Origin of the sequence: Aliicoccus persicus, assembly GCF_900110815.1 — a bacterium.
In the GTDB taxonomy this organism is placed as follows: Bacteria; Bacillota; Bacilli; order Staphylococcales; family Salinicoccaceae; genus Aliicoccus; species Aliicoccus persicus.
The window spans coordinates 22,126-48,672 of sequence record NZ_FOIT01000004.1; the positions used below are offsets into that span (position 1 = coordinate 22,126).

A 26,547-nucleotide genomic window follows, 5' to 3' on the forward strand; every position below is an offset into this window, starting at 1 on the left:
ATGAAATGTATTGTAGGATTGGGTAACCCTGGTAAAAAATACGATCAAACACGACACAACATCGGTTTTATGGTCGTAGACGCGTTATCTGATGCACTGAATATTCCGCTCGACAATAAAAAATTTAAATGTGAATATGGTATCGGTCTTGTTGGCTCAGAAAAAGTAATGCTCGTAAAACCACAAACGTTTATGAACTTATCTGGTGAAGGGGTTAGACCACTTGTCGATTATTATAATATCGAGCTTGAAGATGTGTTCGTACTCTATGATGATTTGGATCTTCCACTCGGCATGTTGAGATTGCGCCAAAAAGGAAGTGGTGGTGGACACAACGGTATCAAATCATTAAACCAACACTTCGGTTCGGAAAAGTATAAACGACTGCGCATCGGAATCGACCGACCATTACCTGGAGAATCGGTATCGCGTTATGTATTAAGCACATTCAGAAAAGATGATGCTGAATTGCTCGATAAAGTAATCGAACAATCGACAAAAGCGAGCGAAGCATTTATATCTGAACCATTCAACAATGTGATGAACAATTTTAACGGTGATGTCAATGAATGATCTCGTTCACAAACGTATAACAGAAGACTCCAGATTTAATGAAATACTCAATCATAATGATGATTTGAACATGCTCGTCAGTGGCATAAACGATGATTTCAAACCTGTACTCTTATATGAACTTTATAAGGAATCAGAAGGAAGCATTGTCATCGTCGTTAAGAATAATCACCAGATGGAAAAGCTGGCGGCAACACTCTATGACATGATGGACAATGTGTTCACGTTCCCAATTGGGGACATCATGATCGAGAACCATTCGAAGCAATCTCCGGAGTTTAAACAAGCCCGTCTCACGACATTATCTGCCTTGGCTAAGAATGAGTCAGGGCTATTTCTCGTGCCTGCACAAGCGCTCCTAAAACCCTTGATGTCTAAAGAGCGTCTTCTCTCTTATGAACATGCGATTCGTAACGGTGATCAATTGGATTATGAGAAGATTCCGAAAGAACTTGTTGCGCGTGGTTATAAACGCATGAAACAAGCAGCGAATATCGGAGAGTTCGCAATTCGTGGTGACATCATTGATATTTATATGCACAGTGGTTTTTATCGGATTGAGCTGTTTGATGATACCGTGGATTCACTCAGAGAGATTGACCCTGAAACACAGCGTTCCATTCAGAATGTATCGTCCGTATTCATCGGGGCGTTTGAAGAGTTTATATTAGAGGCGTCAGAGATTGAATTGTTACTTGAAGAATTAAATTCGCTCTATGATGACACTGTGGGTGTGATCAATGCTGATGCGAAAGAGACGCTGGATGAGTATATGGCAATCATTGGTCAAGAAGGTCTCAGGCATCAGTACTTAAGTCCTTATGCCCATTTAATACAAGATAAAAAAGTGTCGATTTTAGATTATATTAAAGGTCACAGAATCATTATCGATGAGCTGACGACAATTGAAAATGCGTATCAGACCGAAGTCGAATCCGTCTCTTCGTTTTATACATCGATGGTTGAAACCGGTCGTACTTTTAAAGGTGCAGTGTATTATCTAGAAGGAGAGCTCGAGCGTTTACTGAGCTACCCTAGATTGACTTTCTTTAATTTATTCACGAAAAGTATGCCGGTAGAAATCGGGCATATTTTGAAGATTTCGATCAAGCCAACTGAAATTTATTATGGTCAGTATGATATTTTAGCTTCTAATTTGAACAAGATGATTCAAGACGGTTATTTAATCAACATCATCTTGCAAGACGAAGCGGAATTAAAAAAGACCCATCAGGTGTTGGAAGATTTAAAGATTCATTCTTATATTCATGAAATGCCGATTGAATCCGGCATCGTCCTAACGACAGGCGTCATGCCAAAAGGATTCATCTTACCGTTCATGAGCCTTGCAGTACTCACGTCGAAAGAGCTCTACAACAAGACGGGGAAAGTGCGTAAACGACGCAAGTCGTTATCCAATGCTGAGAAGATAAAATCCTATCAAGAGCTTAATGTGGGTGACTATGTCGTACATATTCATCATGGTGTTGGACGCTATATGGGAATTGAAACGATGGAAGTTCAAGGCATCCATAATGACTACATGAAGTTGCAATATAAAGGGACGGACCAGATTTTTATCCCTGTGGATCAAATGAATCTCGTCCAAAAATATGTGTCGAGTGATGATGGTGCCCCGCGTATGCACCGCCTCGGTGGCAGTGAATGGAAGAAGACGAAGGCAAAAGTCGAAGCAAATGTTAACGAAATTGCTGAAGAGTTGTTGAAGTTGTATGAAGCACGTGCGAGTGCGGTCGGCTTCCAGTTTTCACCGGATACAGAAATGCAGGATCAGTTTGAGCTGAAGTTCCCTTACGAACCGACACCAGACCAGATTGCTTCGGTGAATGAAATCAAACGTGATATGGAAGATATTAAGCCGATGGACCGCTTGTTATGTGGTGATGTTGGTTACGGTAAAACCGAGGTAGCCATTCGTGCTGCGTTTAAAGCAGTGCAAGATGGTAAGCAAGTCGCTTTCTTAGTGCCAACGACAATTTTAGCGGCACAACATTTTGAAAGTTTCCTTGAGCGGATTGAAGACTTTCCGGTCAATGTATCGATGATGAGTCGCTTTAGAACACCAAAGCAGTTAAAGGAAACGCGTGAAGGTCTCGCCGACGGCACGATTGATATCGTCATAGGGACACATACTATATTGTCTAAAAATGTTCAATTTAAAGACTTAGGATTGCTCATTGTGGATGAAGAACAACGCTTTGGTGTGCGGCATAAAGAGCGCATCAAGCAGATGAAGACAAACGTTGATGTGTTAACACTGACAGCAACACCGATACCGAGAACGTTGCACATGAGTTTAACCGGTGTCAGAGACTTATCAGTTATCGAGACACCGCCGGAAAACAGATTCCCAGTACAAACTTATGTGCTGGAATACGATGGAAACTTCGCGAGAGAAGCGATTGAACGCGAGCTTGCACGTGATGGGCAAGTGTATTATTTACACAACCGTGTCGATACGATTTACCAGAAAAAAGATCAGGTAGAGATGATGGTGCCTGATGCAAATGTCGGTGTCATGCATGCACAAATGAGTGAAAAAGAAATTGAAGAGACGATGTTTAATTTCGTCAACGGCGCGTATGATGTCATCGTCACGACGACGATTATTGAAACGGGTGTCGATGTGCCAAATGCGAATACGCTGATCATTGACGATGCTGATCGTTTCGGGCTCAGCCAGCTGTACCAGCTGCGTGGACGCGTCGGACGAAGCAATAGAATTAGCTATGCGTATCTGTTCCATCAGCCAAACAAAGTGCTCACTGAAGTGGCAGAAAAACGCCTTGAAGCCATTAAAGAATATACAGAGCTTGGCAGTGGATTTAAAATTGCGATGCGCGATTTAAACATTCGTGGCGCCGGTAACTTACTCGGTAAACACCAGTCTGGATTCATCGATTCAGTCGGCTACGAGCTGTATTCGGAAATGTTGGAAGAAGCGGTGTTAGAAAAGCGTGGAATCGAAACAGAACCACCAGCAGAAACAGTGCCGATTGATATACAAGTCGATGCTTACTTGCCAGGTACTTATATTGCACATGAGCAATCTAAAATTGATATTTATAAACGCTTGCGCAGTGTGACGACGATACAAGGCATTATGGATATTGAAGACGAGCTCATCGACCGATTTGGTGATTATCCGGTTGAAGTGGAACGATTGATCCAACTGGTGCGTGTGCGTGTCTATGCACTACAATTCGGCATTTACAAAATTCATGAAGATAAACGGCATTTTTATCTTTCAGTGTCAGCTATTTCGACTGCACAAATCGACGGTCAAAAGCTGTTTGAAGATACCGAGAAGTTCGGGAAAATTCTAAAGATACAAGTGCAGAATAATGAGATGCAGCTGCAGCTGAGAGATAAGTCATTACACACGTTAGTTGAATTGATGGCTCTGATTCAAGACAGCTTGAAACTGGAGGAAATTGTATGAGTAAAATAAATATATACGGACTTGGTAGTTCGACGATTGATGCAATGACTGTCGGTGTGCTGAACGAATTAAAATCATCGAACCATGTTTACACACGCACGATGGACCACCCGGCGATCCAAGAACTTGAAACGCTCGGCGTCGCATTTACGAGCTTTGATGAAGTCTACGAGGCACATGAACGATTCGAAGATGTCTATGAAGAAATCGTGCACACACTAATTCAGAAATGTGCCCATGAAGAAATTACTTACGTCGTACCCGGACATCCATATTTTTACGAGACAACGACAGAGTTACTGATGACGCGTGACGTCGAGATAGAAGTGCATGGTGGTGCAAGTTTTATTGATACTGTTATTACAAGTTTGAATATACCAATCAACAGCCATTTTCAAGTGCTGGATGCGTCGACGATGAAATACGAAGACTTGTCGGCAAACAAACATACATTGATTACCCAAGTGTATGACCAGCTTACACTTGGGGAAGCTAAGCTGACGCTGCTTGAGTACTACAATGACGAAATGATCGTGACGCTTGTCGATGGTGCAGGTAGCCCTGACGAACGGATTCATGCTGTGCCGCTATTTGAACTGGATCACTTAGATATCAACAGCAACTTGCTCGCACTATACATTCCAGTTGTCCAAAGTGACAGCATTCGCCATCGTTCTATAGAATACATGAATGAAATTTTCGACACACTTGTTGATGATGAGAAAGGCTGTCCATGGGATAAAACCCAAACACACGAATCATTACAGCGCTACTTAATTGAAGAGTCCTATGAGTTTATTGAAGCCATTGAGAATGGTGATGACGACGCGATTGTCGAAGAGCTCGGTGATGTGCTCTTGCAAGTCGCACTCCATAGTGCCATCGGTAAAAAGAATGGTTACTTTGATTTCTATGATGTATTGCAAAGTCTGAATGATAAAGTCGTCAGACGCCACCCGCATATATTTGGTGATGAAGAAATCGATGACTTAGATGGTCTTGATCGCGTATGGAAATTAGCCAAGCAAAAAGAGGGTAAAGTAGAAAAGGTAAAGCATGAAAAAGATTATGCAAAGACGATATTACCGTGGATGAAAGAGACAATTCATAACGGTACGTCTCTTGTAGATATATTGAAGCAACATCGAGGTGAAGAAAATGAGAATCGATAAATTTTTAAAAGTATCTCGCATTATTAAGCGCCGTACACTTGCCAAAGAAGTGACGAGTGACGGACGTATACAAATCAATGGCAGAGTTGCAAAGCCTGGGACTGAAGTACAGGTTGGCGACACGATTGAAATACAGTTTGGTCAAAAGCATGTAACTTATGAAGTATTAGAGCTTCAAGAACATGCACGAAAAGAAGATGTAGAGCGCATGTATAAAATTGTTAAAGAAGAAAAGATTGAGAAATCTGACGGAATGTCCTAGTAATTCAAAGAGATATGGTGTATTTTTAAAGTACAAGATGTATGGGTGTGAGTGATCATGAAGGAAACAAATCAAAAGGTCACAAAGTTATCGAATGAGTATACAAAACAGAGTGATCAAAACAAAAAAATTAAACATTTAGAGCAACAAGTCGTGAGGCGACGAATGAAAGTATTCGTACCTCTATTAGCCTTGCCTATAATTTTTATTTCGTTTACTGCATTCGCCCAACATCAACAAAATCAAGAACTTGCAGATGAGCTTGCATCAACTGAACAAACATTAGAAGATGCGACAGCAAAAGAAGAACAACTGCTCAAACAAATTGAACGTCTGAATGATGACAATTACATTGCACGTATGGCACGTAGCGAATTTTATCTCTCAGAAGAGGGAGAAATCATTTTTAACTTACTTGAAGATGAAGAATAATATCAAAATAATGAACATTATCCCATCACTAAACGAAATGTTACAGTGATGGGGTATTTATTTTTTCGTGATATTAATTATGTGAGAACTTTCGCAATTCTAACTGTATGCAGTTTCATTCGGTAGATTAATAATGAAATAATATTAGAATGATGTTATTATATATAAGAATATAAATTCTGGGAGGATATTTTATACAAATGTCAGTAGAAGTGGGCAGTAAAGTAAAAGGTAAGGTTTCAGGTATTAAAAATTTCGGAGCATTTATTGAATTACCAGAAAGAAAAACAGGTCTCGTGCATATTTCAGAAGTTGCTGATCAATATGTGGATGACATCAATGAACACTTAACTGTCGGTGAAGAAGTCGAAGTTAAAGTACTGAGTATTGGTGACGATGGTAAGATTAGTCTGTCCATAAAAAAAGCGAAAGCACCAGCGCCGAAACCAAAGCCGAAAAAAGAACCAACACCAGAAGATTTCGAGAAGAAACTTGCTGGATTTTTAAAAGATAGTGAAGAACGAATTTCAACAATCAAGAAGCAAACAGAATCTCGTCGTGGTGGACGCGGCGGTAAACGATAATAAATTTAGACGATTCGTCATGAATCGTCTTTTTGATTAGAAGGTGATTTTTATCGATGTCACGTGGTCACATGATGATGACATTGCACTCGCTGTTTCTGGCGGGGTAGATTCGAATGTCTTACTCCATCTATTAATAACGAAATATCAACATACGTTTAAGACGCTCACGTTGCTCCATGTGAATCACCAGCAGCGTGTCGAGTCTATTGAAGAAGAATCATACATACGAGACTATGCATCAAGACATGGTCTAAAGCTGTACGTTAAACATCTTGAATTTGAAGATGATTCATTTTCACAGTCGAAAGCCCGTGAATTGCGCTATGCGTTTTTTATGGATGTGATGGCGGGTAAGGGAATTGAACACCTCCTCACCGCACATCATCTGGATGATGATTATGAAACGATTGCGCTTCAGCTCTTTTCAGGACGTACACCGATTGGCATTGCACCATCGCGTCAGATGGATGATATCACCATTCATCGTCCGCTCATTCATATGAGGAAAGACACGCTTTATACGTACGCAGAAAAACATCACGTTCGATATTTTGAAGACGTGACGAATCGTGAGGATAATTACACTCGAAATTTCATGCGAAATCAAATATTGTCAAAGATTGATGGACATCCACATCTGTCGGTATCGTCACTAAGTGAGATTCGTGATGATTACCAAGCAATTGAAGCCGTTCTTGCAAAACATTTTGCACATATTACAGACTCGATCTCGCGCAGGACCTTCGTTAACCTGACAGAACTTGAACAGATTTTTGTACTACGTAAACTTTCAGGAGACACATCTCTTTCACGTAAATACGCGAAAGAAATAGCTAAAGTTGCTAACGATGACACATCAAATGCAGCATTTGTTGTCAGTGAAGAGACGATTGTGATTGCATATGATTCAATTTACGTAAAAGATAAAAGAGCGTCAGATACAGCATTGGAAATCACAGCATCCGGACGACATAAATTCAACGATTACATCATCGACGTCGACGCGTCGATATTACCGATTCATGTACGTACACAAGAACCGGGCGATAAAATTCCCTTAGATTTTGGTACGAAAAAAGTGGCGAGGATTTTTATCGATGCGAAAGTGCCAACAGAAAAGAGAAATCATATTCCAATTATTACAAATACATTGGGTGAAATTATTGCGGTCGGTGTAATGTATAATATAATTGATAGGGACTTATTAAATATAGAGAGGATGACAATAGATGACACTGAGAAATGATATAAGTGACATTGTGCTTAGCGAAGAGAAAATTATATCGCTTGCGAAATCACTCGGTGAGAAAATTACTGAAGATTACAAGGATAAAAACCCATTGCTCGTCGGCTTGTTAAAAGGGTCAATCATGTTTATGGGTGACCTTATTAAATATATCGATACACATGTAGAAATTGATTTTATGGATGTGTCGAGCTACTCGGGTACAAAATCGTCTGGTGATGTGAAAATCATTAAGGATTTAAACCAATCGGTAGAAGACCGTCATATTTTATTTGTTGAAGATATCATTGATACGGGTCAAACATTAAACGCAATCATTGATCTTATTGAATATCGAAAAGCGGCTTCTGTTGAGATTGTAACTTTACTCGATAAACCAGCAAACCGTAAAGTTGATGTAGATGTGAAGTATGTCGGTACGGAAATCCCAGATGGATTCGTCGTTGGATATGGTTTAGATTTTGATGAAAAATACCGTAATTTACCTTATATCGGGTTATTAAAACCAGAAATCTATCAATAGTTCGAAATCGAGCTCAAACAGTGGCACTAGATAAGTTAAATATGTTATTATTTTTTTTAGTTGTATTAGAAATGGAGGTTTATGGATGCCTAAGAACTCAGGCCGTAACATTATCCTGTTAATTATTTTAGCAGTCGTTATGTACGGTATTTTCGCAGCGATTAGTGGAGATTCCACATTAGAAGAAGAAATACAATATAATGAATTTGTCCAACACCTAGAGTCAGGTAAGATTGCAGAGCTAACGATTCAACCTGAAAATAGTGTTTATCTTGTCGAAGGACGATTAGCATCACAAGAAGAGAATGAATCCTTTAGAACTGTTATACCATACAATAGTCAACATGATTTAGATTCTATTACTGAACAGGCAAGAGGTCAGGAAGGCTTAACATTTAATGTTGTACCCGCAACAGAACCAAGCCCGTGGATGAACATCCTCATCTTAATGATTCCTATCTTAATTATTCTATTCTTATTCTTATTCCTCATGGGTCAGTCACAAGGTGGTGGCGGCGGTGGTAACCGCATGATGAACTTCGGTAAGTCGAAAGCGAAGTTATATGACCAAAGTAAGAAGAAAGTATTATTCAAAGATGTTGCAGGTGCAGATGAAGAGAAGCAAGAGCTTATTGAAGTTGTTGATTTCTTAAAAGATCACCGTCGATTTGAACGCATCGGGGCACGTGTACCAAAAGGTGTTCTACTCGTAGGTCCACCGGGTACTGGTAAAACGTTACTCGCGAAAGCAGTCGCGGGGGAAAGTGGCGTACCATTCTTCTCAATCTCGGGTTCTGACTTCGTAGAAATGTTTGTCGGTGTCGGGGCGAGCCGTGTGCGAGATTTATTTGAAAACGCAAAGAAAAATGCGCCATGTATTATCTTTATAGATGAAATAGATGCTGTTGGTCGTCAGCGTGGTGCTGGTGTTGGTGGGGGTCACGATGAGCGTGAACAAACACTTAACCAGTTACTCGTTGAGATGGATGGTTTCGGTGAAAACGAAGGTATTATTATGATTGCAGCGACGAACCGTCAGGACATTTTAGACCCTGCGTTACTTCGTCCAGGTCGTTTTGACCGTCAAATCCCAGTTGGTCGTCCAGATGTTAAAGGACGTGAAGCGGTACTTAAAGTACATGCGAGAAACAAGCCACTTGATTCGACAGTTGACTTAAAAGCAATCGCAGCGAGAACACCAGGATTCTCTGGTGCAGACTTAGAAAACTTATTAAATGAAGCAGCACTCGTTGCAGCGCGTCGTGATAAGACGAAAATTGACATGCGTGATGTCGATGAAGCAACAGACCGTGTCATAGCAGGTCCAGCGAAAAAGAACCGCGTTATTTCGAAGAAAGAACGCAACATCGTTGCCTATCACGAGGCCGGACATACGATTATCGGTATGGTGCTAGACGATGCAGAAGCGGTTCACAAAGTAACGATTGTTCCACGTGGTCAAGCAGGTGGTTATGCCGTTATGTTACCGAAAGAAGACCGTTACTTTATGACAAAACCTGAGCTTGAAGACAAGATTGTCGGATTGCTTGCGGGTCGTGTGGCGGAAGAAATTACATTTGGCGAAGTCTCAACTGGTGCTCACAATGACTTCCAACGTTCAACTGCAATCGCACGCAGCATGGTAACTGAGTACGGTATGAGCGACCGCATCGGTCCAATCCAATTTACGGATAGTAACAACAATGTATTCCTTGGTAAAGAAATGGGTTCAGGCAACAATTTCTCAGATAAAATTGCCTACGAAATCGACCAAGAAATTCAAGATATTACAAAACGTCTATACGATAAATGTCGTGATATTTTAACAGAACATCAAGAACAATTGAATCTAATTGCTGAAACTTTACTTGAAGTTGAAACATTAGATCGTGAACAAATCGAGTCATTATTCAACGATGGTGTATTACCAGAACGCGTTTACGAGTCTGATGCAGACAAGGAAGAAGAAATCGGCAAGAGCTATGAAGACGTGAAAAAAGAGCTTCATGAAGATGAAGCGGATCCCGATGAGGATGATGAAACGTCTGAGGAAACTGAAGTTGAAACTGAAACGACAAATTTACCTGAAGACGCTACACATGAACCAAATGAAGTCGACGCGCCAGGTGAAGAAAATGAACAAGATGAGTCAAATAGAAAAGACTAGTCTAGTGTAACCACAACAAAGCTGTCTCGTATGAGACAGCTTTAATTATGGAAGGAGACTAATAATGAGTGACTATTTAATTAGAGGTATTGGAGAAGGTTTCCGAGTACTTGCTGTTGATTCAACAGAAATCGTGAACGAAGCAGTCAGACGTCATGGCACATTACCGACTGCATCAGCAGCTTTTGGTCGTGCGTTAACAATGGGCGTTATTATGGGTTCAATGTTAAAAAATGAGGAAAAAGTAACGGTGACGATTCAAGGTGGCGGACCGATTGGTGCCATCGTTATTGATAGTAATGCAAAAGGACATGTACGTGGTTACATCGGCAATCCGCATGTTCACTTTGAATTAAACGACCATGGAAAACTTGATGTGGCACGTGCTGTTGGTACAGAAGGACACATCAACGTAACGAAAGATATCGGATTAAAAGAGAACTTTATCGGCTCGACAGAAATTATTTCTGGTGAACTTGCCGAAGACTTCAGTTTCTATTTCTATTCGAGTGAACAGGTGCCTTCAATCGTTGCGCTTGGTGTTCTTGTTAATCCGGATAATACGATTAAAGCGGCAGGTGGATACATCATCCAAGTAATGCCGGATGCAACAGAAGAGCGTATCAATGAACTTCAAGAGATGTCGAAGTCATTCCGTCCAGTTTCTCAGCTGATTGATGAAGGATTGAAGCCGGAAGCGATTATCAATACATTAATCGGTGAAGATGCGTGGAGAAAACTCAGTGAAATGCCAGTGTCATTCCAGTGTAACTGTAGCAAAGAACGCTTCTTAGATGCGATTTCATCACTTGATCCAACTGAAATTATGAAGATGATTCAAGAAGATGGTGGTGCGGAGGTCGATTGTCATTTCTGCCGTAACAAAATTTGGATCGATAAGACAGAGCTTGGTCAGTTGATCCAAAGATAAGTGCAGTGATTTAAATACTTGAGCCGTGCAGTTGAGTCATCATAATGACCTCAATTGTTCGGTTCTTTCTGTTTTAAGTTGAAACATCGTTTAAATCATGAATTAGAAATACGGTGAAACATGTTATAATTAAGGCATTCTGAAACAATATATTATTTAAAAGGTGATAAACAATGCCGTTTTTGAGGATTATGGGTATTTTGAATGTAACACCCGATTCATTTAGTGATGGTGGTGCGCATAATAGCGTAGAGAAAGCAGTCAAACATGCGAAACAAATGGTTGAAGATGGTGTAAATATTATTGATGTTGGTGGATATTCTACGCGTCCAGGCCACACGCCAATTACTGTCGAAGAAGAATTGGCGCGTGTCGTACCTGTCATCGAAGCAATTCGAGATCTAGGTGTGAAAATTTCAGTCGATACGTTTCGGGGAGAAGTTGCAGATGCAGCACTGAGTGCAGGTGCGCACATGATCAATGATCAATGGGCAGGCCAGTATGATGATATAATGCTTGACGTTGTTGCGAAACATGACGCAGAGATCATTTTAATGCATAACAACGAACATGGAACATACAAGGATGTTGTCAGCACAGTGTTAAAAGAGCTTGATTATGCGATTAATCTCGCACTTCAGCATGGGATTAAGAAGAATAAAATTTGGATTGATCCAGGTATCGGTTTCGTAAAATCACGTGAAGAAGAATTGGATCTAATGAAGCGTCTTGATGAAGTTGTCGATATGGGCTACCCAGTATTACTTGGCACATCACGCAAGCGGTTTATTAAAGATTTAATGGGTGAGGATGTACCACCGAGAGAGCGAGATGCTGCAACGGCTGTGACTTCTGTACATGGCATCAACTGCGGCGTAAAAGCGGTGCGTGTACACAATGTTAAAATGAATCGTATCGTCGCAGATTCATACATGAAGTTGAGGGGACAGATGTAATGGATATCATCAATGTGAATGGTATAAAAGTTTATGGTTACCACGGTGCACTAAACGCAGAACGTGAAATCGGTCAGTACTTTATCATCGATGTCTCACTATACTTAGACTTGATGTCAGCGAGTAAAACAGACGCTTTGGATGAGACAATAAATTACGCGGAAGTTTATCAGTTAATAGAAACTGATGTAAAAAATAATCCTGTCAATCTAATCGAACATTTGGGTGGACGCATTATTGATCAGCTGTTTACCACATATGATAAAATAAACGAGATTAAACTCACAGTGACAAAACCAAGTCCGCCAATCGATGGGCATTACGACAATGTGAGTGTCACATTAAACAGAAAGCGAGTGAGTTGATGGCACAAGTCTTCTTAGGACTCGGAAGTAACATTGGCAACCGTGTAGGAAACTTAGATGAAGCGATTGAAAAGCTGGATTCGCATGAGAATATCTCAGTGGTTAGGCAGTCCAGCATCATCGAAACAGAACCATATGGTCATGTAGAGCAGGACAAATTTATGAATATGTGTATTGAAATCAATACGAATTTAAGCCCAGTCAGCTTGCTCGATGCCGTGCTTGATATCGAACAACAGATGGGACGTGTGCGTATTGAGACGTGGGGACCACGCAATATCGACATCGATATCTTACTCTACGAGGACCTAGAAATCGATTTGCAAGACTTACAAATTCCTCATGGTGAGCTCCAGAAGAGAATGTTTGTGCTCGAGCCACTTGCAGAAATTGCACCGAACTTTATTCACCCAGTGTTTAAAGAAAGTATTAAAACATTAAAGCAAAGACTTGAACAATCTGAATAAGATAAACAACAAGATAGGAGAGATATTGTGTCAGAAGAATTAAATGATCAGTTGATTGTACGTCGTGAAAAATTGCAACAACTTATTGATCTTGGCATAGACCCATTTGGCGGTCGTTTTGAACGTAGTGGTACATCTAAAACATTACAAGAAGAATGGGATCAGTATTCAAAAGAAGAGCTTGCAGAAAAAGAAGATGAGTCAAGAACAGTGATTGCGGGTCGTTTGATGACGAAGCGGGGTAAAGGGAAAGCAGGATTTGCACACATTCAAGACTTGGAAGGTCAAATTCAAATCTATGTGCGTAAAGATGCGATCGGTGATGAAGCGTTTGATAACATATGGAACAAAGCAGACTTAGGCGACATCGTCGGTGTAGAAGGTGTGATGTTTAAAACAAACACTGGAGAACTTTCTGTTAAAGCCCACACATTTACAATTTTGACGAAGACATTGCGTCCATTACCAGATAAACACCACGGCTTAAAAGATATTGAAGAACGCTACCGCCGTCGTTACCTGGATTTAATTACGTCAGAAGAATCTAAGCAGACGTTCATTAAACGCAGCCGCATCATTCAAGAGATGCGTAATTTCTTAAATTCGAAGGGCTATTTAGAAGTAGAGACGCCTATATTGCATGCAATTTCAGGTGGTGCTACAGCACGCCCGTTCAATACACATCATAATGCACTCGATATGGATCTGACATTGAGAATTGCATTGGAGTTGCACTTGAAACGATTGATCGTTGGTGGGCTGGAGAAAGTATATGAAATCGGCCGCGTATTCCGTAACGAAGGTGTGTCGACGCGACATAACCCAGAGTTTACGATGTTAGAATCATATGAAGCATATGCAGACTTCAATGACATTATGGATTTAACAGAAGAGATGGTTGCGCATATTGCACAAGCTGTCAATGGCACGATGAAGATTACGTACCAAGGGACAGAAATTGATCTGACGCCAAAATGGCGCCGTGTGCATATGGCAGAATTGGTAAAAGAAAAAACAGGCGTGGACTTCTTTAGTATTTCTTCAGATGAAGAAGCGAAGAAAGCAGCAGAAGAACACGGCATTAAAATCGATAAACACATGACGTTCGGACATATTTTAAATGAGTTCTTCGAGCAGAAATGTGAAGAAGACTTAATTCAACCGACATTTATTTATGGACACCCAATTGAAATTTCACCACTCGCGAAGAAAAACAAAGACGACGAGCGATTTACAGATCGTTTCGAAGTATTTATTGTCGGCCGCGAGTTAGGAAATGCATTCACAGAGTTGAACGACCCAATCGACCAACGCGCACGCTTCGAAGCACAGTTGTTAGAAAAAGAACAAGGAAACGACGAAGCACACGAAATGGACGAAGACTTCGTGGAATCGTTAGAGTACGGTCTGCCACCAACAGGCGGACTCGGAATCGGGATCGACCGTTTAGTCATGCTTTTAACAGACTCAGCTTCGATTCGAGATGTGTTGTTGTTCCCGCATATGAGACATAAATAAGATATTTGATAGGGGTTTCTGAATTATTTGTTGCCGTGCTTACTCGGGTTGAAAATATGCCGTGAGTAAGCACGGGTTTTGATTTCGTGCTAACTCAGGAGTGAAAAGTGCTGTGAGTAAGCACGGTTTGCCAATTGGGTCTGGAAAATGGTCATGAATTGGCAATGCGAATCTATCTGCGTGTCTGTGAGTAAGTCTCATTGGAACGTAAAGTGTGTGGCAGGTCCGAAACATCCGATTTGCCGCACATTTTGATTATCAGAGTGGGACTCCCAAGAAAAAAACAAACCTTGAGTCCCACTAATCACCGGATAACTATTAGCCAACCACTCACCAACAATTCCCCAATCCACACCACCAAAATTCCTGTTGACCAAACATCATTTATATTGTATTATTTATAAAGTTGATACAAATATTCAAATAACGGAGAATTAGCTCAGCTGGGAGAGCATCTGCCTTACAAGCAGAGGGTCGGCGGTTCGATCCCGTCATTCTCCACCATTACAAATATACAAATATGTATTGAGCGGAAGTAGTTCAGTGGTAGAACACCACCTTGCCAAGGTGGGGGTCGCGGGTTCGAATCCCGTCTTCCGCTCCATTTTTATGCCGGGGTGGCGGAACTGGCAGACGCACAGGACTTAAAATCCTGCGATAAGTGATTATCGTACCGGTTCGATTCCGGTCCTCGGCATGTTTTTTAATTACATAATCTCGGGCCTATAGCTCAGCTGGTTAGAGCGCACGCCTGATAAGCGTGAGGTCGGTGGTTCGAGTCCACTTAGGCCCACTCAAACACCATGCGATGGATTTCGCGAGGTGTTTTTTTATTGGAAAAATTCACTCAGTATTTCTTTCACTTCTTCAACGGATGATTCTCCAATACCGATCACGATGCTATCCGAATATGACTTATCGATGGCATAATCATTGAGCGGGATCAAGTCAAATGTACGTGCACGTGCTTCTATATTTTCTCCCGGCACCCTCAACCATATGTGCATGCCGGTATGCATCCCATGCACTTCGACTTCAGGATATTTTTCTGATAAAAAATCAGTAATCTCACGTGTTCTTTCCCGATAAATTTTTCGCATGCGGTTGATATGACGAGTGATAAAACCTCTCTCAAAATAATGCGCAACGATATGCTGAAGGTGTCTTGGGACATCGCATGTAAAATTTTCTTGATAGTAGCGTTCTGCTAGTGATTTAGGCAACACCATACAAGCCAAACGCAATGAAGGGAACAACACTTTTGAGAATGTCGTCATATAAATTGTTCGGTCATGTTGATCTAAGCTATGTAAAGACGGCAGCGGGTGGCCATCGTATCGAAATTCACTATCATAATCGTCTTCTATAATATATCCATTATTCGAGTTCACATACTTAAGCAGCTGAACACGTTTTTGTAAATTCAAAATCGCACCGGTCGGGAACTGATGTGATGGTGTGACATGTACGATTCTTTCGCTCACTTGATCGACATCGATACCTGTCCGTGTAACGGGCACGGGCTTAAATGCTATGCCGTGCTTATTCAATACTTTCTTTACAACGGGATATCCTGGATCTTCGATTGAAAAACTCTCATAATCCAATAAATGCATCAATTGATCTAGTAGAAACTCAGTGGAAGGCCCAATAACGATTTGATCAATTGAGCACGTGACACCTCTGTTATTGTGCATGTACTCATAAATATTCTGCTTCAAAATTTCCTCGCCACTGTCTTCTCCCTTGTTAAGTAAAGACGCGTCTCTATACACTTCCTGGGCAATTTGTCGAAATGTATCCGCCTGAATAATAGAAGTATCAATGGTCCCAAGTGGCAACCGTCTAACTTTCTCAGATGGCCTTTCAATAATCTCCGGATTCTTCTCCTCGAACTTCAACCCTTCAATCGTTTCTATGTAATATCCACTTTTATCCTTGCTATAGATAAGCCCTTCATCAATCAGCATCGTGTATGCATGTTCAATTGTTGTCATGCTGATGCCAAGATCATCTTTTAACTGGCGTTTACTCGGCAATTTTTCTTCTGCACCGATCTCATGCATTAGTATTTTATCTTTAATTTGCTTATATAGTTGTTCATAAATCGGTGTGTCCGCATTACGGTCTAACGAGACAAACATAATCTGACCTCCTAAATTTTATTCAATCTGATTCTTATTAGAGTTCAGATAATATTCTAAACTATATTCAATAAAGATTAAAGGAGATGTCGAAATGACTGAATTTGATTTTAAATATGGCGGTGTCATCATGGATGTGGTGAATGCCCAGCAAGCAAAGATTGCTGAGGCGGCGGGTGCGGTTGCAGTAATGGCGCTCGAGCGTGTGCCATCTGATATTCGAAAAGAAGGTGGTGTTGCAAGAGCAGCGGATCCACGTATTGTTGAGGAAGTACTAAATGCAGTGTCCATTCCTGTCATGGCAAAATGTAGAATCGGTCACATCAGTGAAGCGCGTGTACTCGAATCAATGGGTGTCGATTGTATCGATGAGTCTGAAGTACTGACGCCAGCGGATGAAGTGTATCATTTGGATAAGTCGATGTATGATGTTGGCTTTGTGTGCGGATGTAGAAACATTGGTGAGGCAGCGCGCAGGCTCGGTGAAGGTGCGAAGATGTTGCGCACGAAAGGTGAGCCAGGTACGGGGAATATCGTTGAAGCGGTACGACACATGAGAGAAGTGAATGCACAGATTAGACAGATCAAAGTGATGAATGATGATGAGCTGATGACCTACGCTAAAAATCATGGTGCACCATTTGAAGTACTCAAAGAAATTAAAACACTTGGTAAATTACCAGTATTGAACTTTGCCGCGGGTGGTGTTGCGACGCCTCAAGATGCTACGTTAATGATGGAACTTGGTGCGGATGGTGTGTTCGTCGGATCAGGCATTTTTAAATCAGAAAATCCCGAAAAATATGCACATGCAATTGTTCAAGCAACTGCAGACTTTAAAAACTATCAATTGATAAAAGACCTCGCAAAAGATCTTGGTCCGGCGATGAGAGGACTTGATGTCAATCAACTGAGTCCAGAAAATCGGATGTCGGAGAGAGGATGGTAACCCTTTATGGGTTACTATTTTTTTATTTTGTTGTACATTAATAAGTGAATGAAGATTGATTTAGAGGTTGATGCGATGATTTGGAAAGTTAGGAATACGGAAGTAAGAGGATGGAATGATGGCGGTATTTGGCGTGTGTCCGGTCTTAAATATGCAAATGCGGAACGCCATGATATTCCAGAGTTTAACACGATTAAAGGACGCGTCATCAATGCGACGAAACGGGCACCAGCAAGCTTTCAAAACATCAATGACAGCTTATCTCCGTTTTTTGGTGGGGAAGAAGAAAATGCACGATATACGGACTACCCACAACGTCTATCGATACATATCCCCATTGATACGAAACCAACAGACAAAAAGCCAGTCATGGTCTTTTTGCATGGTGGCAGCTACGTGGGTGGTGCTGGCGATTTAAGAATTTTTGACCCAAAGCGCATCGTTAGAGAACAAAACGTTATCGTCGTGACTGTAACAAACAGACTAGGGGTACTCGGATACTTGGGCAATAACAGTGATTATCCGAGTAATTTAGGGCTACTTGATCAAATTGAAGCACTGAGATTTGTGAACAAATATATCTCGTACTTTGGTGGAGACGATAAAAATATCACATTGTTTGGTCAATCCTCTGGTGCAGATTCAGTCATGAATTTAATGGTCATCGATGAAACAGAAGGGATGTTCCAAAAGATCATCGTGCAGAGCGCACCGTTTGGTTTAAGACAAAATCGTGAAACGATGAGTATGGAGATGTTTACGCATCAGCGTGAAGCATACAAAGATGCAGATATGAAAACATTGATGGGCATACAAGCTGATGTTGGAAAAATTGGTAGTAAATATGGGTTGAATGGATCGATGCCATTCGGTGCACAATATGGTCACCATCCATTGCCATCCTTGAAGCTGTTCGATGAGAAGTTTATTGAACGGGCAAAAAATGTATCTGTCATGATAGGATCAAATGCACGAGAAGTCGTCATGTTTTTAGAAGTTGTTCCGATACTACAACGCATGTACCAAAACGTTGTGACGCGTGTCATCCCAGAAGCTGCAATCGCTGTACTTTCAAAGCGTATCTATGCCAGTGGCGCGAAGCATTACGCAAAGCTTGCAAAAAATGCCTACTTATATGAAATTTCTTGGGGTGCGAGACAAAATCTATATCGTGCTTCACATTGCATTGAGTCACCGCTTCTATTTGGTGATGAAGATGTGTGGAAAGACAGTGTATTCATAACGGGTAAAGACTGGGCAAGTGTTGAACATGATGGAAAAAAACTAAGATATGTGTGGGCAGAATTTGCGAAACACGGCACAATTGATGTAAAACTCACACCGAAGTTTTTAAAAGTAAATCATTTCAAAAATTAAAAAAACATGTCGATGAAATTATATCGACATGTTTTTGTTTTAAACAATTATAGGAAGAATCCGACCATAACGGCACTTAATATAGATACAAGTGACGCACCGTATACGAGTTTCAGACCGAATCGTGCAACTGTATTACCACTTTCTTCATGGATACCTTTCACAGAACCGGCAATAATACCGATACTTGAGAAGTTTGCAAATGAAATTAGGAATACAGAAATCATACCTTGCGTTTTTTCAGATAATGTATCTGCAACGGCTATGAAATCGAATATAGCGACGAATTCATTTGTGATTAACTTCGTGGCCATAATACTCGCTGCAGCGTGTGCCTCTGCCCATGGGATACCCATTAAGAATGCGAGTGGCATAAATACATAACCGAGAATATCTTGGAACGTTAAGCTGTTGCCTGGAATTAATAAGAATAAGTTGTTAAGTAAAGCGATCAATGCGATATAACCGATTAACATCGCACCGACAATAACAGCAACTCTGGCACCGTCCATGATGTAATCGCCAAGCACTTGGGAAAATGATTTTCCTGCTTCTGGATTGTTACTGATTTCAACATCAGTTTCTTCTTCATGCTGTACCTGCTTCCGGATACGGATTGATGATGTGTGATACCACATAGATACCAAACAAGTTCATAAAAATTGCAACAATCACAAAACGTGGTTCTAACTGCGCCATGTATGCACCGACAATTGATAATGAAACGGAACTCATCGCTTGAGCAGACAGTGTGTATAAGCGACGCGCATTGAGCTGTGGCACGATATGTTTGAGTGTAATGAACACTTCTGATTGGCCAAGAAACATCGAAGCCGCACCATTATATGATTCAATATATGGCATTCCAGTTACTTTTGATAGGAACCAACCGATACCTTTGATGACCAGTGGCAGTATACGTAAGAACTGCAGTATACCAATAATGGCTGAAATAAAAATAATTGGCATGAGCACACCGAAGAAGAATATTGTGCCACCTTCTGGTGCAACATTCACGAGATCCCCAAAGACGAACGAAATCCCTTCTAGTGCAAATCCGAGCAAGACATTAAACCCATCTGCTAGCCATGCAACAACTGTTTCTCCAACTGTAGTAGATAAAAATATGAAGGCAAAAATAAGTTGTAAACCTAGTAGCATCAGTATGTTAATCCAATGTGAGAAGGCACGTTTTCGATCGGAACTCGCGATCCAAGCTAACACCAACGTCACTAAAATACCAACGATACCCATAACGATTGACATGAAAATCACACCTTTTGTTTTTTGGTATTTTTTTATTCTACACAAAAAGGTGAAATACTTCATCTATTAATCAAAACGATTGAAACGATTAAGATTGTGATATATAATCAAAGTCAAAGAAGGTCAAAGAGAGGTGGTCCCCATGAGAAATATGTCCGACATTATTGAAAGCTATTTAAAAGAGCTGATTAAAAAGTCGCAGCAAGAAGTAGTGGAAATAAAGCGCGCACATATTGCTGAAAAGTTCGACTGTGTACCTTCTCAGTTAAACTATGTTATTAAGACAAGGTTTACGACGGAACACGGTTACCTTGTGGAAAGCAAACGCGGTGGTGGTGGGTATATTCGAATTACTAAAATTGAAACTCACAATCAAGCGGAATATCTTGCCCATTTGAAACAAGTGATTGGTAAAAGTGTGTCCCAGCAAAAAGGAGAACATATCGTCCAATCGATGTTAGAAAACGATGTTATCACAGAAAAAGAAGCAAAGATTATTTTAACTGCAATCCATCGAGAAACATTGATTATAGATTTACCGTATCGCGACCGATTGCGTGCGCATATATTAACGAATATTGTTAACGTCATATTATATAGCGAGGAAAGCGAATGAAATGTGAAAACTGCCAAATAAATGAAGCTGTGATTCATGTATCGAAAGGTACTGGATTCCAAAAGTATGATCAGTACTTATGTGAATCGTGTGCAAATGCGTCATTTGACGTATACTTATCGCACAATAAGGATCACTCAAACATCAATCAGCTGCTAAAAGCATTGTCGAATATGCAGCGAAAACAATACCGTGATCGACCGGTTAAACGTTGTGAATCATGTGGTTCAACGGTAGACTCGATATTGAAGCATGCAAAATTTGGCTGTGCAGATTGTTATCGTACATTTCCAGATACGACGAAAGAAATCATCGCGCGTGTTCAAGCAAATCAAGTGACGCATGTCGGTAAAGTGCCAGAAAGTGCACTTGAACATCTCAAGGTGAAACAGCAGATAGAAAACTTGAAATCAGAACTTGATGCACTCGTAGAAAAACAGAACTTCGAAGATGCCGTCATTGTAAGAGATAAAATCCGTGCACTTGAAGGTGGTGACATTGATGAGCTCTAAAATCAGTACTTGGTTAGAGTCAGCAGTGGAGACGCCGATTGAAATGTCTTCACGTATACGTTTAGCGCGCAATATCGAAAGCTTGCCGTTCCCAGGTCGAAGTCAAGACGAAGAGAAATTTGCTCAGTTAGTACAAGACATGGCGATCCACCTAGAAGGGTATCAACAAGTCGATGTACGCAAGCTATCATACGAGGAACGTGGGGTGCTTGTCGAAAAGCATTTGATTTCACCGAATTTTGCCAAACATGGTCATGCATGTTTCATCAATGAAGATGAGTCGATTTCCATTATGGTGCACGAGGAAGATCATATCCGTATCCAATCACTCGGTGCGAGTGTCGATATGAATGAAATTTACGCAGCAGCAGAACAAGTCGATAAAATTCTTGAAGACAACTTCAAATATGCATTCGATGAAAACTACGGGTATTTGACAGCTTGTCCAACAAATGTCGGCACTGGATTGCGGGCATCAATCATGGTGCACTTGCCTGCACTTGCTTCTACTGGTCTGTTGCAACAATTTGTCTCGAACATCAGTCGATTTGGTTTTACATTACGTGGTATATATGGGGAAGGTAGTCAATCTATCGGTTATATATATCAACTATCAAACCAGCTGACGCTCGGGCAAACAGAAGATGAAATCATTGACAACTTACTTGAACTAAAAGAACAATTAATTGAAGAAGAAATTAGTTTGCGCGAGCGTTTTATCGGTGAGCATGAGGTGGAAACGCGAGACCGAATATTCCGTTCGTTAGGATTGCTCAGGTATGCTCAGACAATTAGTTTAAAAGAAGCAGCTAAAGCACTCAGTGATGTAAAAATCGGTGTGGATTTAGAATTATTAACGCTTGAAAAGTTTAAATTTCAACCGTTGATTCAAATGATTCAACCCGCGTTTATTAAAACATTGATTGATTCAGATGAAGTTTTATCTGTGGCAGAACTCGACAAAAAGATTGATGAGCGACGCGCAACGTTACTCAGAAACACATTAGGGGGTTAATATATGTTATTTGGAAAATTAACAGAACGTGCACAAAAAGTACTCGCTTATGCACAAGAAGAAGCGATTCAACTCAAGCACTCAAGCATTGGAACCGAGCACTTACTACTCGGATTGGTTAAAGAAAATGAAGGTATCGCGGCAAAAGTTTTAAAGTTATTTAACGCAGATGAAGACCGCATCCGTGAAGAAATCTTTAAATTGGTGAACGTTGGTACTGAGATGTCGACATCAATGCAGTACACTCCACGTGCTAAAAAAGTTATTGAATACTCAATGGATGAAGCACGTCGTTTACACCATAACTTTATCGGAACTGAGCATATGTTACTTGGTTTGATCCGTGAGAGTGAAGGTGTCGCGGCGACGGTATTATCAAATTTAGATCTTAATATTACGAAGACGCGTGCAGCTGTGATTAAAATGCTTGGTAATCCGGATATGGTTCAACAGAAAAAATCAGCGCGTAAAGAAACAGGAACGCCAACGCTGGATGGTCTTGCGCGTGACTTAACACAAATCGCGAGAGAAGACATGTTGGATCCGGTTATTGGCCGTTCTAAAGAAATCACACGCGTGATTGAGGTACTCAGTCGTCGTACGAAAAATAACCCTGTGTTAATCGGTGAGCCGGGTGTCGGTAAAACTGCAATTGCAGAAGGGTTGGCAATCGCTGTCATTAACAATGAAGTGCCAGAAACATTAAAAGATAAACGCGTTATGTCACTCGATATGGGTACGGTCGTCGCAGGTACGAAATACCGTGGTGAGTTTGAAGAGCGTCTGAAAAAAGTGATGACAGAGATAAGAGAAGCGGGTAACGTCGTACTATTCATCGATGAGTTACACACGCTGATCGGTGCGGGTGGTGCTGAAGGTGCCATTGATGCATCGAACATTTTAAAACCAGCGCTTGCACGTGGTGAGTTACAATGTATCGGTGCAACGACGCTCGAAGAGTATCGTAAGCACGTTGAGAAAGACGCGGCACTTGCAAGACGTTTCCAAGCGGTTCAAGTGGACGAACCATCTGTTGAAGATTCAATTCTAATTTTAAAAGGGTTGCGTGACAAGTATGAAGCACACCACAGAATTAGCATTACAGATGATGCAATTCAAGCAGCGGTTGTCATGAGTAACCGTTATATCCAAGATCGATTCCTACCGGATAAGGCAATTGACTTAATTGATGAAGCTTCATCAAAAGTACGCTTGAAAAGCTTTACGACGCCGCCAGATGTGAAAGATTTAGAGAATAAATTAGAAGAAATTATTAAAGAGAAGAATGCTGCCGTGCAATCTCAAGAATTTGAAGCAGCAGCGAATTTCCGTGACCAACAGTCAAAACTAGAAAAAGAAATTGAAGAGACAAAGAGCAATTGGAAGAAAGAACAAGGAAATGTCGCATCTTCAGTTGAACGCAGCGATATTGAAATCGTCATCTCAGCAATGACAGGTATTCCACTTGTGAAGATTGCTGAAGAAGAGTCTGATCGTCTGCTAAACTTAGAAGAGACCCTTCATGACCGAGTCATTGGACAAAAAGAAGCAGTATCTTCGATTTCAAAAGCTGTGCGTCGTGCACGTGCAGGATTGAAGAATCCGAAGCGTCCAATCGGAAGTTTTATCTTCTTAGGGCCGACAGGTGTGGGTAAAACTGAACTTGCTCGTGCTTTAAGCGAAGCGATGTTTGGAGAAGAAGATGCGATGATTCGTGTCGATATGAGTGAGTACATGGAGAAACACTCTGTGTCGAGACTCGTTGGTTCACCTCCAGGATATGTTGGCTATGAAGACGGTGGTCAATTGACTGAAAAAGTACGTCGTAAACCATATTCATTAATTCTCTTTGATGAGATTGAAAAAGCGCACCCAGATGTCTTTAACATGTTATTACAAGTGTTAGATGATGGACGCTTAACAGACTCAAATGGACGTACAGTCGACTTTAGAAACACAATCATCGTCATGACATCGAATGTCGGTGCACGTGAATTGAAAGATAATAAGTTCGTCGGTTTCGGTGGTGCAAAAGATACTGCAGATTACGAAACAATTCGCAGCACGATGATGAAGGAATTAAAAGAAGCCTTCCGTCCAGAGTTCATCAACCGTGTGGATGATATTATTGTATTCCATAGCCTAGAAAAAGAAGAGCTGCGTGAAATCGTCACATTGATGGTGAGCCAGCTTGCAGAGCGCTTGCAAGAGCAAAAAATTCACCTTGAGATTACAGATGCAGGTAAAGATAAGATCGTAGAAGAAGGATACGATCCAGAATACGGTGCACGTCCGCTTGCGCGTGCAATTCAAAAGAGTGTAGAAGATCGTTTAAGCGAAGCAATTCTTGCAGGTGAAGATTTTGAAGGCAAACGCGTTATCATTGATTTCAAAGATGATGAATACGATATACGTACTGAAGAAATGGAAGAAAACGATAAAATTAATATGTAATTAATGTATGCACGGAATCTATTTCATATAGATTTCGTGCTTTTCTTTAATTCTGTCACATATACATGTAATCAAATGGTGTATAAACACACTCATGCTTTATTGTTCAGCGTTTTTTATATACAATATACATACAATTGTATTTACTTTGGGGAGGTATAACTTTTTGGCAAAAACGAAAAATGTATTCGAATGTATGGCGTGTGGTTACGAATCACCAAAATGGTTCGGAAAATGCCCGAGTTGTGGCGCATGGAACCAGATGGAAGAAAAGTTAATACATAAAGAAACAAAAGTGCGCGGTACACTCGGTAAGGAATCTGCAGATAGAAAATCTCGTAGCCAAAAGTTAGAACGTGTTCAAAAGTCCGTGACACCGAGAACACGTACAGGCAGCGGTGAATTTGATCGCGTACTCGGCGGTGGTATCGTCGACGGTTCACTGATTTTAATCGGTGGGGACCCAGGTATAGGTAAATCAACAATTCTATTACAAACAGCGCTTAAGCTTTCCGAGAAACATACCGTACTCTATGTGTCGGGTGAAGAATCACTCGAACAGATTAAGTTAAGAGCAGATCGCATTGAACTCGCAAGTGAAGAATTAAATGTCTATAGTGAGACGAACTTGTTCTACATCCACGATGAAATAAAACAACTCAAGCCAGACTTCCTCATTATTGACTCAATCCAAACTATTTTTCACCCAGATGTTACAAGTGCTCCAGGTAGTGTATCCCAAGTAAGGGAATGTACACAAAGCTTGATGAATATTGCGAAATCAGGAAACATCGCGACGTTTATCGTCGGGCATGTGACAAAAGAGGGACAGATTGCCGGTCCACGTCTATTAGAACATATGGTGGATACCGTACTTTACTTTGAAGGCGATCAACACCAATCGTTTCGCGTCTTGCGCGCAGTGAAAAACCGATTTGGTTCTACGAATGAAATGGGAATTTTTGAAATGAATCAATCGGGTCTAGGTGAGGTGTTGAACCCATCAGAAATCTTCTTAGAAGAACGCTCAAAAAATGTACCAGGTTCAGCAATTGTTGCAACGATGGAAGGCACACGCGCATTGCTCGTTGAAGTTCAGTCACTCGTTACACCAACGCATTTCCATAATCCGAGACGGATGGCAACAGGCATCGATCATAACCGACTGAATTTACTCATGGCAGTCCTGGAGAAAAGTGAGCGTCATCTTATGCAACAACATGACGCGTATGTCAAAGTAGTCGGTGGTGTTAAGCTAGACGAACCAGCAGTTGATTTAAGCATCATCATTAGCATCGCCTCATCATTCAAATCAAAAGAAGTGAGAGGTGACGATTGTTTCGTCGGCGAAGTTGGATTAACAGGTGAAGTACGTCGCGTCAGCAAGCCTGAAATACGCATACAGGAAGCTGAGAAACTAGGATTTAACCGCATCATTATGCCGAAATCTAATCTTTCGGGTATAGAGTTAAACAAAAATATAGAAGTCATCGGTGTATCACACATAAACGAAGCGTTAAAGTTAGCACTACAATAATCATTAAAAAATAAT

General features: G+C 40.9%; 22 protein-coding genes, 4 tRNA genes and 1 pseudogene. 25 read left to right on the forward strand and 2 right to left on the reverse strand.

What is annotated here, in order from left to right; translation table 11 throughout:
- The 18 genes from pth to BMW30_RS06975 all read left to right on the forward strand — a co-directional run bounded on the left by pth (position 1) and on the right by BMW30_RS06975 (position 15,455).
- On the forward strand, positions 1-573 hold the full coding sequence (pth, locus tag BMW30_RS06890) for an aminoacyl-tRNA hydrolase (RefSeq protein ID WP_091475196.1): 573 nt from the start codon (positions 1-3) through the stop codon (positions 571-573).
- Positions 566-4,036: a transcription-repair coupling factor gene (gene mfd, locus BMW30_RS06895; protein ID WP_091475197.1), complete on the forward strand. Its 3,471-nt coding sequence runs from the start codon at positions 566-568 to the stop codon at positions 4,034-4,036. Before pth ends, mfd begins: the two co-directional genes overlap by 8 nt.
- Complete coding sequence (locus BMW30_RS06900) at positions 4,033-5,208, forward strand: MazG nucleotide pyrophosphohydrolase domain-containing protein (protein ID WP_091475199.1); 1,176 nt, start codon at positions 4,033-4,035, stop codon at positions 5,206-5,208. Before mfd ends, BMW30_RS06900 begins: the two co-directional genes overlap by 4 nt.
- Positions 5,195-5,470 carry an RNA-binding S4 domain-containing protein gene (locus BMW30_RS06905; RefSeq protein WP_091475200.1) on the forward strand — a complete coding sequence of 92 codons (276 nt, stop codon included), beginning with the start codon at positions 5,195-5,197 and terminating at the stop codon, positions 5,468-5,470. The genes BMW30_RS06900 and BMW30_RS06905 overlap by 14 nt, the downstream gene beginning before the upstream one ends.
- A gap of 57 nt (positions 5,471-5,527) precedes the next feature.
- Positions 5,528-5,902, forward strand: coding sequence for an FtsB family cell division protein (locus tag BMW30_RS06910; RefSeq protein WP_091475202.1), 375 nt, complete (start codon positions 5,528-5,530; stop codon positions 5,900-5,902).
- A 200-nt stretch (positions 5,903-6,102) separates the two neighbouring features.
- Entirely contained in the window at positions 6,103-6,486 is a 384-nt protein-coding gene (locus tag BMW30_RS06915) for a S1 domain-containing RNA-binding protein (protein ID WP_091475204.1), read from the forward strand.
- Positions 6,487-6,529: 43 nt separating this feature from the next.
- Entirely contained in the window at positions 6,530-7,735 is a 1,206-nt protein-coding gene (gene tilS, locus BMW30_RS06920; RefSeq protein ID WP_091475206.1) for a tRNA lysidine(34) synthetase TilS, read from the forward strand.
- Positions 7,725-8,258 (forward strand): hypoxanthine phosphoribosyltransferase, encoded by a 534-nt coding sequence (gene hpt / locus BMW30_RS06925; protein WP_091475521.1) that lies wholly within the window; start codon positions 7,725-7,727, stop codon positions 8,256-8,258. Before tilS ends, hpt begins: the two co-directional genes overlap by 11 nt.
- Before the next feature lie 85 nt (positions 8,259-8,343).
- Positions 8,344-10,425 (forward strand): ATP-dependent zinc metalloprotease FtsH, encoded by a 2,082-nt coding sequence (gene ftsH / locus BMW30_RS06930; protein WP_091475208.1) that lies wholly within the window; start codon positions 8,344-8,346, stop codon positions 10,423-10,425.
- A 64-nt stretch (positions 10,426-10,489) separates the two neighbouring features.
- Positions 10,490-11,356: an Hsp33 family molecular chaperone HslO gene (gene hslO / locus BMW30_RS06935; protein ID WP_091475209.1), complete on the forward strand. Its 867-nt coding sequence runs from the start codon at positions 10,490-10,492 to the stop codon at positions 11,354-11,356.
- Between the two features lie 173 nt (positions 11,357-11,529).
- On the forward strand, positions 11,530-12,312 hold the full coding sequence (folP, locus tag BMW30_RS06940) for a dihydropteroate synthase (RefSeq protein ID WP_091475211.1): 783 nt from the start codon (positions 11,530-11,532) through the stop codon (positions 12,310-12,312).
- On the forward strand, positions 12,312-12,677 hold the full coding sequence (gene folB / locus BMW30_RS06945) for a dihydroneopterin aldolase (RefSeq protein WP_091475213.1): 366 nt from the start codon (positions 12,312-12,314) through the stop codon (positions 12,675-12,677). Before folP ends, folB begins: the two co-directional genes overlap by 1 nt.
- Positions 12,677-13,144 (forward strand): 2-amino-4-hydroxy-6-hydroxymethyldihydropteridine diphosphokinase, encoded by a 468-nt coding sequence (gene folK / locus BMW30_RS06950; RefSeq protein ID WP_091475214.1) that lies wholly within the window; start codon positions 12,677-12,679, stop codon positions 13,142-13,144. The genes folB and folK overlap by 1 nt, the downstream gene beginning before the upstream one ends.
- A gap of 27 nt (positions 13,145-13,171) precedes the next feature.
- The gene (gene lysS, locus BMW30_RS06955) at positions 13,172-14,662 is read left to right on the forward strand and encodes a lysine--tRNA ligase (RefSeq protein ID WP_091475217.1); all 1,491 of its coding nucleotides are present in this window, start codon (positions 13,172-13,174) and stop codon (positions 14,660-14,662) included.
- 428 nt (positions 14,663-15,090) lie between these two features.
- Positions 15,091-15,166, forward strand: a tRNA-Val gene (locus tag BMW30_RS06960).
- A 25-nt stretch (positions 15,167-15,191) separates the two neighbouring features.
- Positions 15,192-15,266 (forward strand) — tRNA-Gly (locus BMW30_RS06965).
- Positions 15,267-15,273: 7 nt separating this feature from the next.
- Positions 15,274-15,359 (forward strand) — tRNA-Leu (locus BMW30_RS06970).
- A gap of 22 nt (positions 15,360-15,381) precedes the next feature.
- Positions 15,382-15,455, forward strand: a tRNA-Ile gene (locus tag BMW30_RS06975).
- A 37-nt stretch (positions 15,456-15,492) separates the two neighbouring features.
- Here BMW30_RS06975 and pdxR read toward each other — a convergent pair.
- Positions 15,493-16,806 carry a MocR-like pyridoxine biosynthesis transcription factor PdxR gene (gene pdxR / locus BMW30_RS06980; protein WP_091475219.1) on the reverse strand — a complete coding sequence of 438 codons (1,314 nt, stop codon included), beginning with the start codon at positions 16,804-16,806 and terminating at the stop codon, positions 15,493-15,495.
- Positions 16,807-16,900: 94 nt separating this feature from the next.
- Here pdxR and pdxS point away from each other — a divergent pair, with 94 nt between their 5' ends.
- Complete coding sequence (gene pdxS / locus BMW30_RS06985) at positions 16,901-17,755, forward strand: pyridoxal 5'-phosphate synthase lyase subunit PdxS (RefSeq protein WP_091475221.1); 855 nt, start codon at positions 16,901-16,903, stop codon at positions 17,753-17,755.
- 75 nt (positions 17,756-17,830) lie between these two features.
- Complete coding sequence (locus BMW30_RS06990; protein ID WP_180366254.1) at positions 17,831-19,132, forward strand: carboxylesterase family protein; 1,302 nt, start codon at positions 17,831-17,833, stop codon at positions 19,130-19,132.
- A 47-nt stretch (positions 19,133-19,179) separates the two neighbouring features.
- Here the strand turns inward: BMW30_RS06990 and BMW30_RS06995 are convergent.
- Positions 19,180-20,398, reverse strand: a pseudogene (locus BMW30_RS06995) (NupC/NupG family nucleoside CNT transporter).
- Positions 20,399-20,540: 142 nt separating this feature from the next.
- Between BMW30_RS06995 and BMW30_RS07000 the strand changes: the two are divergent.
- From BMW30_RS07000 to radA, 5 genes are all read left to right on the forward strand, one after another.
- Positions 20,541-21,014: a CtsR family transcriptional regulator gene (locus BMW30_RS07000; protein ID WP_091475226.1), complete on the forward strand. Its 474-nt coding sequence runs from the start codon at positions 20,541-20,543 to the stop codon at positions 21,012-21,014.
- Complete coding sequence (locus tag BMW30_RS07005; RefSeq protein WP_091475227.1) at positions 21,011-21,526, forward strand: UvrB/UvrC motif-containing protein; 516 nt, start codon at positions 21,011-21,013, stop codon at positions 21,524-21,526. Before BMW30_RS07000 ends, BMW30_RS07005 begins: the two co-directional genes overlap by 4 nt.
- A complete protein-coding gene (locus BMW30_RS07010; RefSeq protein WP_245705653.1) occupies positions 21,516-22,541 on the forward strand; it encodes a protein arginine kinase in 1,026 nt (341 codons plus the stop codon). Before BMW30_RS07005 ends, BMW30_RS07010 begins: the two co-directional genes overlap by 11 nt.
- A gap of 3 nt (positions 22,542-22,544) precedes the next feature.
- A complete protein-coding gene (locus BMW30_RS07015) occupies positions 22,545-24,995 on the forward strand; it encodes an ATP-dependent Clp protease ATP-binding subunit (RefSeq protein WP_091475229.1) in 2,451 nt (816 codons plus the stop codon).
- Between the two features lie 166 nt (positions 24,996-25,161).
- Entirely contained in the window at positions 25,162-26,532 is a 1,371-nt protein-coding gene (gene radA, locus BMW30_RS07020; protein ID WP_091475231.1) for a DNA repair protein RadA, read from the forward strand.
- The last annotated feature ends 15 nt before the right edge of the window (positions 26,533-26,547 follow it).